Genomic DNA, 6,502 nt, shown 5'->3' on the forward strand with positions numbered 1-6,502 from the left:
GACGGTAGTGAAGAGATGACCTCGATGATGAAGTGGAGTGAGCTGGTGGAGCGGCTTGCCCTCACGCCTATTGCCATCAGCGATCCCTGTGTCGATCCGACCTTAGACGGGTGTGCGGCCTTAAATCAAGCGGGTCCTGGCACTCTCAGCTTTGTGGAAAGCGCACAACGGGCTGGTCAGATAGAGACCACGCAAGCCAGCGCTTTGGTTTTGCCCCCGGACACTGACCTCCAGGCCCTGGCAACGGCGAGAGGAATAGCGTGGTTCGCCATCGAACATCCACGATATGGGTTTGCCCAAGCTTTAGCCTGTTTCTATCAACCTTGGCGCTTGCCGCTGAATTGCCATCCTACAGCTAGAGTGGATGCTTCTGCCCAGTTAGGCACAGGGGTGGGGGTGGGTGCATATGCCGTGATCCAAGCGGAGGTCAGCATTGGAAATGAGGTCCACATCCATCCCCATGTGGTGATTTATCCAGGGGCAACAATTGGCGATCGCACTATTCTCCATGCCAACTGTGTGATTCATGAACGCACAATGATTGGAGCCGATTGTGTGATCCATAGTGGAGCAGTGATTGGGGCAGAGGGGTTTGGATTTGTCCCGGTGGCCGATCAGGCCCATCGTTGGCATCCCATGCCCCAATCGGGCCAGGCGATTCTCGAAGATCAGGTCGTTGTCGGCTGCAATACCACCATTGATCGGCCCGCCGTGGGCGAGACTCGCATCGGTGCCGGGACCAAAATTGACAACCTGGTCCAGATTGGTCATGGCTGTCAGATCGGGGCGGATAGTCTGATTTGCGCCCAAGTAGGGTTAGCAGGGGCAACAAAGTTGGGACAGCAGGTGATTTTGGCGGGGCAAGTCGGTATCTCAGGGCAAGTCACCCTGGGCGATCGCACCACGGTTGCGGCCCAAAGTGGCGTTCACCAGTCCTTAGCGCCCGATTCCAAAGTCGCGGGCTATCCAGCGATGGATCATCGCCTGTGGTTGCGGGCGATGGCTGCAATCAAGAAACTCCCTCAGCTCGGCCAGCGGGTGAAAGGGCTAGAGCAGAAAATTGCTCAGCTATTCGCCTCCGATTAACGCTCCCTCGGCGAGGAAGTTAGCCGCTAATTCTGGGGGGAAGGTAACCTGCACGGTAAAATGAGAAGACGAAATGCGAAGGACCCATTCCTTTAGGCTGTATGCCAGCATATTCTCAATCCCCTGAACGCGAGTAAAGATCCAATTTCTATGGTTGTCAATTTAATCCTTTTATTTGGACTGTTGGGTGGCTATCTGCTGGTGATGCCCGCCATTACCTACTTTTATCTGCAAAAGCGCTGGTATGTGGCTAGCTCCTTTGAGCGTGGGTTTATGTACTTTCTGGTGTTCTTGTTCTTCCCCAGTTTGCTCTTGCTCAGCCCCTTTTTGAATTTCCGTCCCCAACCGCGCAAGATTTGAGCTCATGCGCCGAATAGATGCGATCGCACTGGGTCTCGGTGTGTTTTTGGCCGGGGGACTGATTTATGGAGGGCTAAGATACGCGGGTATCGAACCTCAAAGTGCAGGGGTTTGGAGCCAAGTCATTTTTGCAGCAGGACTCGTGGGCTGGGTGGCTTCTTATTTTCTCCGGGTGGTTACGGGCAATATGACCTATAACCAGCAGCGAGAAGACTATGAAAATGCCCTGCTGGAAAAGCGCTTACAAGAAATGACCCCAGAAGAACTCGAAGCCTTACAAGCGTCTGTTGATGATGAGACTGATGAGTCATGACCTCTGTTTCTGATTGTTTTGCCCAATTGCGCGATCGCGGCCAATGCGCCCTGATTCCCTTCTTAACGGCTGGAGATCCAGATTTAGAAACCACAGCCAGTGCGCTACACCAGCTAGATGCCAGTGGTGCCGATTTAATTGAGTTGGGAGTGCCCTATTCCGATCCCTTGGCGGATGGGCCTGTGATCCAGGCAGCCGCGACTCGGGCCTTGCAGCGAGGAACCCGCCTCGATCAGGTTTTAGGGATGGTGACAGAGCTTTCCCCCGAGATTCGGGCTCCAATTATTTTATTTACCTACTACAACCCCATTTATCATCGAGGCGTAGCTGAGTTTTTGCAGCAGATCGCCAAAGCGGGGGTACGAGGCTTAGTCGTCCCTGATCTGCCCTTGGAAGAGTCAGAAAACCTGTTGCAGCAAGCCGCTGACTTGGGCATTGAAGTGACGTTGTTAGTTGCACCCACCAGCTCCAAGGCACGGATTGAGAAAATTGCGTTGCGATCGCAAGGTTTTATCTACCTCGTAAGTACCACTGGCGTCACAGGAATGCGCACCAAGGTGGAAAACCGCGTCCAAGATTTAATTGCTGATTTACGACAAGTCACGGACAAGCCCATCGGTGTCGGCTTTGGCATCTCTCGAACCGAACATGCTCGCCAAGTAATGGATTGGGGGGCAGATGCGGCGATTGTGGGCAGTGCGTTTGTCAATCGATTAAGTGAAGGCAGCCCCAGCCAGGGTTTGTCTGCAATCAGCACTTTCTGTCGCTCCCTCAAATCCTCGCTGCTATTGGAAGCCTAATAAAATTGGATTGCATCGTTCTTGAGATTCAAATCTTGGGATTGGGTTGGTGTCCAGGAGTCAGCAGCCAAGGCAATTTACCAGATTTTAGCCATGGGCAAGCTAAATCCAGAGAGTTCAGGATCGCCACTGACCTGATCAGGACTCTCAAGAATCTGAGGTGCTTGATGAGGGCGATAGATATGCACGGTTCGATGGGTCCGATCAATCAGCCAGCCTAAGGAAACGCCATTCTCAATATACTCTTGCATCTTGGTTTGCAAACGACTCAACGTATCACTAGCAGACCGCAACTCAATGACAAAATCAGGGCAAATGGGGGCAAAGGATGCCTGTTCTTCTGTCGTCAATGAATTCCATCGCTCGGTTCTAATCCAGGCTGCATCAGGCGATCGTGTAGCACCATTGGGTAGCGTAAACCCTGCACTAGAGTCGAACCCCAGACCTGTTCCGTCTTTTTCCGCCCACAAACCGAGCTGCACAGCAAGATTAAAGTTTCGATTGCCGGTATCTGAAAATGCAGGGGGCATAATCTCTACTTCTCCGGTCGCCGTTCGTTCTATTCGCAGATCTCGATTCGCGAGGCAAAACGTGTAGAAATCTTCCTGCGTCATGGATGCAACCGTAGGCAGCGCCACGACCATCGGCGTTGTCTCAGTTTGAATCAGGAGCGTAGTTGTCATCGACAGGATTCCCATATGCCCACATCAGTCTCTTCAATTTTAGTGGATGGGAAGCGTTGGCTTATGGGATAGTATCTGGCTTTTCTATCGCAAAGCTGAAACCATGTAATGTCCTTAGACATCCTGAAAGGCAGTGGTGGTTTATATTCTAGAGTCTCTTGTGCCAACCCAGAAAGGGTATTGGTTGAAGGAATGACTTGATGTTTTTGTCCAAAACAGGATTGTATCGAGCAGTATCGAACAATTTAGGTTGTCAGTAGATGGCTCAGGCATCCATACCGTAAACGATCCGCACCCACATTTCTAAGCCAATCATGATCAGGGGAAAGCCGATACCAGCTAAACCAATCCAGCTCCCTACATTACCTAAAGCGACCCAAAACTTTTTATGAGGATTGGTTTTATGAATCCGTAATTGGCAGTATTGTAGCCAACTGGAGCAGAAGCCAATCATCAACGCCCCAATCAGGCCCATCGGGGCACTGATCAAGATCCAGGTCAGGGTTTTGTTCTCTGCAGTGATCAGGGTAAAAGAGGGCAGCAGGATAAAGCTGAATCCTTCCAAGAGAATCCAAACTAGCAAGGCACTGAGAATATCCTTTTGGGTGAGAAAAGTGTCGATAACTTGAATAGGAGGCTTAGGTTTTGTTGGAGCCATAATCCCTGGCGATATTCAGCAGTAGAGAGGATTGTCAGGAGACCAAATTAATGATGCTTTGGCCCTAAAACCAGGTTTCCCATTCACTTGTCAGATGCGACACAGTACGTTACAAGAGACAGAGGAGTTTGAGTCTGGGAGATAAATGATGCCAAAAGCGGTTTGGAACGGGGTTGTTCTAGCAGAAAGTGATCAGTGCGAGGTGGTTGAAGGCAATCAGTATTTTCCACCTAGCGCCATTAAATCCGAGTATTTCAAAGCCAGCAATACCCATACGACTTGTCCCTGGAAAGGCGTCGCCAGTTACTACAGCCTCGAAGTTGAGGGCCAGGTGAATAAAGATGCGGCCTGGTATTATCCAGAACCCAAAGATGCAGCGAAGAATATCAAAGGGTACATTGCCTTTTGGAAAGGTGTGCAAGTGCAGACTTAAAGGCAACATTGGGCGTCTTCAAGGTTGATAGGGCGGAACGTGCGGCAAAATAAGCTGCATAATCGCCACATCTTGCCAACGACCCGCAACATGTCCAATCTCTTTTTGCACCCCAACCATTTCAAAACCAAAGGATTCGTGGAAGGCAATGCTGCCATCGTTCGTGGCTACGATTTTGACGACGACATGGTGGTAGCCTAGCTCGGTCACCTTCTGCAGCAGCACTGTTTGCAGGTGTCGTCCTAACCCTTTGCCTTTGGCACCAAAGGTCAGATAAATCGATGTTTCGCAGCAGACACGATAGCCAGGGCGATCGCTATATTGTTTCACAATGCCCCAACCCAGAATCTGATGCTGCTCAAGGACGAGCAGGCATTCGCGACCGCAAAATTTATCTACCCAAGCTTGAATATCTGCAGCCTTGAAGGGACGGGTATCGAAGGTAATACTGCCCGTTGCGATCGCTTCGTTGTAGATAGCTGCGATCGCAGCATAATCTGCTGGTGTACTATCTCGAATTTGAACCTGCGCTAAGTCTGACATTGAAAGCACTATCCCTGGCAACCCAAGCCAGTTCTATCATGGCATCAGCGTTAAAAAATAGGTGCATTTAGGAATTCTAGGTATAACCTGGGTATCCTACTCTCTCCTCTCCGTTTAGGCTAAATGGAAAGGAATCTTGGAGGAGCTGGAAACAGGTGGGAAGTATTGTGTTTTGGGAGTTGTAGTGATGACTGCGGAGGAATTGTTGGAGCGTTATGCTGCTGGGGAGCGAGATTTCAGTGGAATTAGATTGAAATATGCTGACTTGAGAGGTAAGGATTTGAGAGGGATCAATCTTCAAAATGCTGAACTTCAGGGATGCAACTTCAGTGAAACCAATCTCTCCAGAGCTAATCTCAAGAAAAGTGGGCTAGCTGATGCCGAGTTTATTGGAAGCATCTTGGTTCAGACTGACTTGAGCGATACTCGATGTAGTCTGACGGATTTTTCTCATACAGATCTCACCCAGTCTAATCTCATGGGTATTAGTTGTGATCGAGCCGGATTCCGTGAGGCTAATCTCACTGGAGCTTACCTGAGCAATGCTGTAATCTACAGTTCAAGTTTTAATGGTGCTAATCTCACCGGAGCTAATCTTTGCGGAGCTTATGCCTGCGATACCAGGTTCAGAGGAACTAATTTCACCAATGCAGATTTGACCGATACTGAATGGGAAGATATCGTCATTGACGGGGCTATTTTCAAAAATACAACTATCCCGAGCTTTATCTTTGATGAAGATGAATGAGTCCGGTAGTAAAATTTTCGCTCGTAAAGGAGCAGACAAAGTTTTAGAGGACTGTAGGGTGGGCATTACCCATCCCTCACACTTTCTAGAAACTTAGTTTTCCTTCTCCAGATCGGTCTTCTGCCTTCCCTCATGCTGACAGGCTCAACCTCACCCATCAATTGATAGACGGCCATAATCAGGGAGAATTGAGAAACCCTACTCTACCAAGCGACAAAAAGTTTTCATCCTGCATGGGGCTGATATAATCCCAGCATGTTTGATTCCACCTGTAAGTTCCTTGCAGAGAGCTTTTCCAGTGATTTTGCCTCTTGGCTACTGGGTGAATCCATTTCTCTTACAGAACTCAGTCCAACAGAATTATCGCTAGAGCCTATTCGGGCCGACTCGCTTATTTTGCTGCAATCAGATGAGATCGTCTTGCAGATTGAGTTTCAGACTGAGCCAGATCCCAATATGGCCTTTCGGCTCGCAGATTATCGCCTACGGGTTTACCGTCGCTTTCCCCAAAAAGAGATGAAGCAAGTGGTGGTATATTTAACCCCCTCTACCTCCCAATACGTTTATCAGACAGCCTTTGATATTCCAGAAACTCGCCATGAATTTGAAGCGATTCGTCTTTGGGAACAGCCCACTCAACCTTTTTTAGACTCAATTGGTTTACTGCCTCTGGCTGTCCTCACTAACACATCAGATCAGGCCCAAACCTTGCGACAGGCCGCTGGGTTCATTGATGCTGTCCCAAATGTGCGAGTTCAGAGTAATGTAGCTGCATCAGCCGGGATTCTGGCTGGTGCGATTCGTTCCTACACGAAAGGCTAAAAGCTAATAAGGTAGGGCTTCTGAGAGATAACCTTCTCTGGGTTGAGTTCGCACTT

At 49.4% G+C, this 6,502-nt stretch carries 11 protein-coding genes; 7 read left to right on the forward strand and 4 right to left on the reverse strand.

Annotated features, from left to right (window positions below; all coding sequences use genetic code 11):
- The first annotated feature begins 27 nt into the window (after positions 1-27).
- Positions 28-1,086: a UDP-3-O-(3-hydroxymyristoyl)glucosamine N-acyltransferase gene (lpxD, locus tag Q0986_RS09215; protein WP_299408494.1), complete on the forward strand. Its 1,059-nt coding sequence runs from the start codon at positions 28-30 to the stop codon at positions 1,084-1,086.
- On the opposite strand, the gene Q0986_RS09220 is transcribed toward lpxD, so the two are convergent.
- Positions 1,069-1,197, reverse strand: a complete 129-nt coding sequence (locus Q0986_RS09220) for a hypothetical protein (protein ID WP_299408464.1) — start codon at positions 1,195-1,197, stop codon at positions 1,069-1,071. The two genes, lpxD and Q0986_RS09220, sit on opposite strands and share 18 nt — an antisense overlap.
- A gap of 39 nt (positions 1,198-1,236) precedes the next feature.
- Between Q0986_RS09220 and ndhL the strand changes: the two genes are divergently transcribed.
- Genes ndhL through trpA form a run of 3 tightly spaced genes read left to right on the forward strand, consistent with a single transcriptional unit; the run spans position 1,237 to position 2,559 of the window.
- Entirely contained in the window at positions 1,237-1,446 is a 210-nt protein-coding gene (gene ndhL / locus Q0986_RS09225; RefSeq protein ID WP_299408467.1) for an NAD(P)H-quinone oxidoreductase subunit L, read from the forward strand.
- A gap of 4 nt (positions 1,447-1,450) precedes the next feature.
- Positions 1,451-1,759: a DUF3007 family protein gene (locus tag Q0986_RS09230; RefSeq protein ID WP_299408471.1), complete on the forward strand. Its 309-nt coding sequence runs from the start codon at positions 1,451-1,453 to the stop codon at positions 1,757-1,759.
- Positions 1,756-2,559 (forward strand): tryptophan synthase subunit alpha, encoded by an 804-nt coding sequence (trpA, locus tag Q0986_RS09235; RefSeq protein WP_299408476.1) that lies wholly within the window; start codon positions 1,756-1,758, stop codon positions 2,557-2,559. Before Q0986_RS09230 ends, trpA begins: the two co-directional genes overlap by 4 nt.
- A 77-nt stretch (positions 2,560-2,636) precedes the next feature.
- Here trpA and Q0986_RS09240 read toward each other — a convergent pair whose 3' ends face one another.
- Together Q0986_RS09240 and Q0986_RS09245 are read right to left on the reverse strand one after the other, a co-directional pair.
- Positions 2,637-3,242: a Uma2 family endonuclease gene (locus Q0986_RS09240; RefSeq protein WP_299408480.1), complete on the reverse strand. Its 606-nt coding sequence runs from the start codon at positions 3,240-3,242 to the stop codon at positions 2,637-2,639.
- A gap of 265 nt (positions 3,243-3,507) precedes the next feature.
- Entirely contained in the window at positions 3,508-3,900 is a 393-nt protein-coding gene (locus Q0986_RS09245) for a hypothetical protein (protein ID WP_299408484.1), read from the reverse strand.
- A 148-nt stretch (positions 3,901-4,048) separates the two neighbouring features.
- Between Q0986_RS09245 and Q0986_RS09250 the strand changes: the two genes are divergently transcribed.
- A complete protein-coding gene (locus Q0986_RS09250; protein WP_299408497.1) occupies positions 4,049-4,333 on the forward strand; it encodes a DUF427 domain-containing protein in 285 nt (94 codons plus the stop codon).
- 18 nt (positions 4,334-4,351) lie between these two features.
- Here Q0986_RS09250 and Q0986_RS09255 read toward each other — a convergent pair whose 3' ends face one another.
- Positions 4,352-4,876 (reverse strand): GNAT family N-acetyltransferase, encoded by a 525-nt coding sequence (locus tag Q0986_RS09255; protein WP_299408488.1) that lies wholly within the window; start codon positions 4,874-4,876, stop codon positions 4,352-4,354.
- Between the two features lie 187 nt (positions 4,877-5,063).
- On the opposite strand from Q0986_RS09255, the gene Q0986_RS09260 reads away from it, so the two are divergent.
- Together Q0986_RS09260 and Q0986_RS09265 are read left to right on the forward strand one after the other, a co-directional pair.
- On the forward strand, positions 5,064-5,624 hold the full coding sequence (locus tag Q0986_RS09260; protein ID WP_299408492.1) for a pentapeptide repeat-containing protein: 561 nt from the start codon (positions 5,064-5,066) through the stop codon (positions 5,622-5,624).
- Positions 5,625-5,879: 255 nt separating this feature from the next.
- Complete coding sequence (locus Q0986_RS09265; protein WP_366918550.1) at positions 5,880-6,446, forward strand: Rpn family recombination-promoting nuclease/putative transposase; 567 nt, start codon at positions 5,880-5,882, stop codon at positions 6,444-6,446.
- Positions 6,447-6,502 lie beyond the last annotated feature (56 nt).

Source organism: Acaryochloris sp. IP29b_bin.148 (genome assembly GCF_028285565.1).
In the GTDB taxonomy this organism is placed as follows: Bacteria; Cyanobacteriota; Cyanobacteriia; order Thermosynechococcales; family Thermosynechococcaceae; genus Acaryochloris.

Coding starts and splice junctions, on each gene's coding strand:
- lpxD (WP_299408494.1), top strand. CDS start 28: ATGAAGTGGAGTGAGCTGGTGGAGCGGCTTGCCCTCACGCCTATTGCC.
- Q0986_RS09220 (WP_299408464.1), bottom strand. CDS start 1,197: ATGCTGGCATACAGCCTAAAGGAATGGGTCCTTCGCATTTCGTCTTCT.
- ndhL (WP_299408467.1), top strand. CDS start 1,237: ATGGTTGTCAATTTAATCCTTTTATTTGGACTGTTGGGTGGCTATCTG.
- Q0986_RS09230 (WP_299408471.1), top strand. CDS start 1,451: ATGCGCCGAATAGATGCGATCGCACTGGGTCTCGGTGTGTTTTTGGCC.
- trpA (WP_299408476.1), top strand. CDS start 1,756: ATGACCTCTGTTTCTGATTGTTTTGCCCAATTGCGCGATCGCGGCCAA.
- Q0986_RS09240 (WP_299408480.1), bottom strand. CDS start 3,242: ATGACAACTACGCTCCTGATTCAAACTGAGACAACGCCGATGGTCGTG.
- Q0986_RS09245 (WP_299408484.1), bottom strand. CDS start 3,900: ATGGCTCCAACAAAACCTAAGCCTCCTATTCAAGTTATCGACACTTTT.
- Q0986_RS09250 (WP_299408497.1), top strand. CDS start 4,049: ATGCCAAAAGCGGTTTGGAACGGGGTTGTTCTAGCAGAAAGTGATCAG.
- Q0986_RS09255 (WP_299408488.1), bottom strand. CDS start 4,876: ATGTCAGACTTAGCGCAGGTTCAAATTCGAGATAGTACACCAGCAGAT.
- Q0986_RS09260 (WP_299408492.1), top strand. CDS start 5,064: ATGACTGCGGAGGAATTGTTGGAGCGTTATGCTGCTGGGGAGCGAGAT.
- Q0986_RS09265 (WP_366918550.1), top strand. CDS start 5,880: ATGTTTGATTCCACCTGTAAGTTCCTTGCAGAGAGCTTTTCCAGTGAT.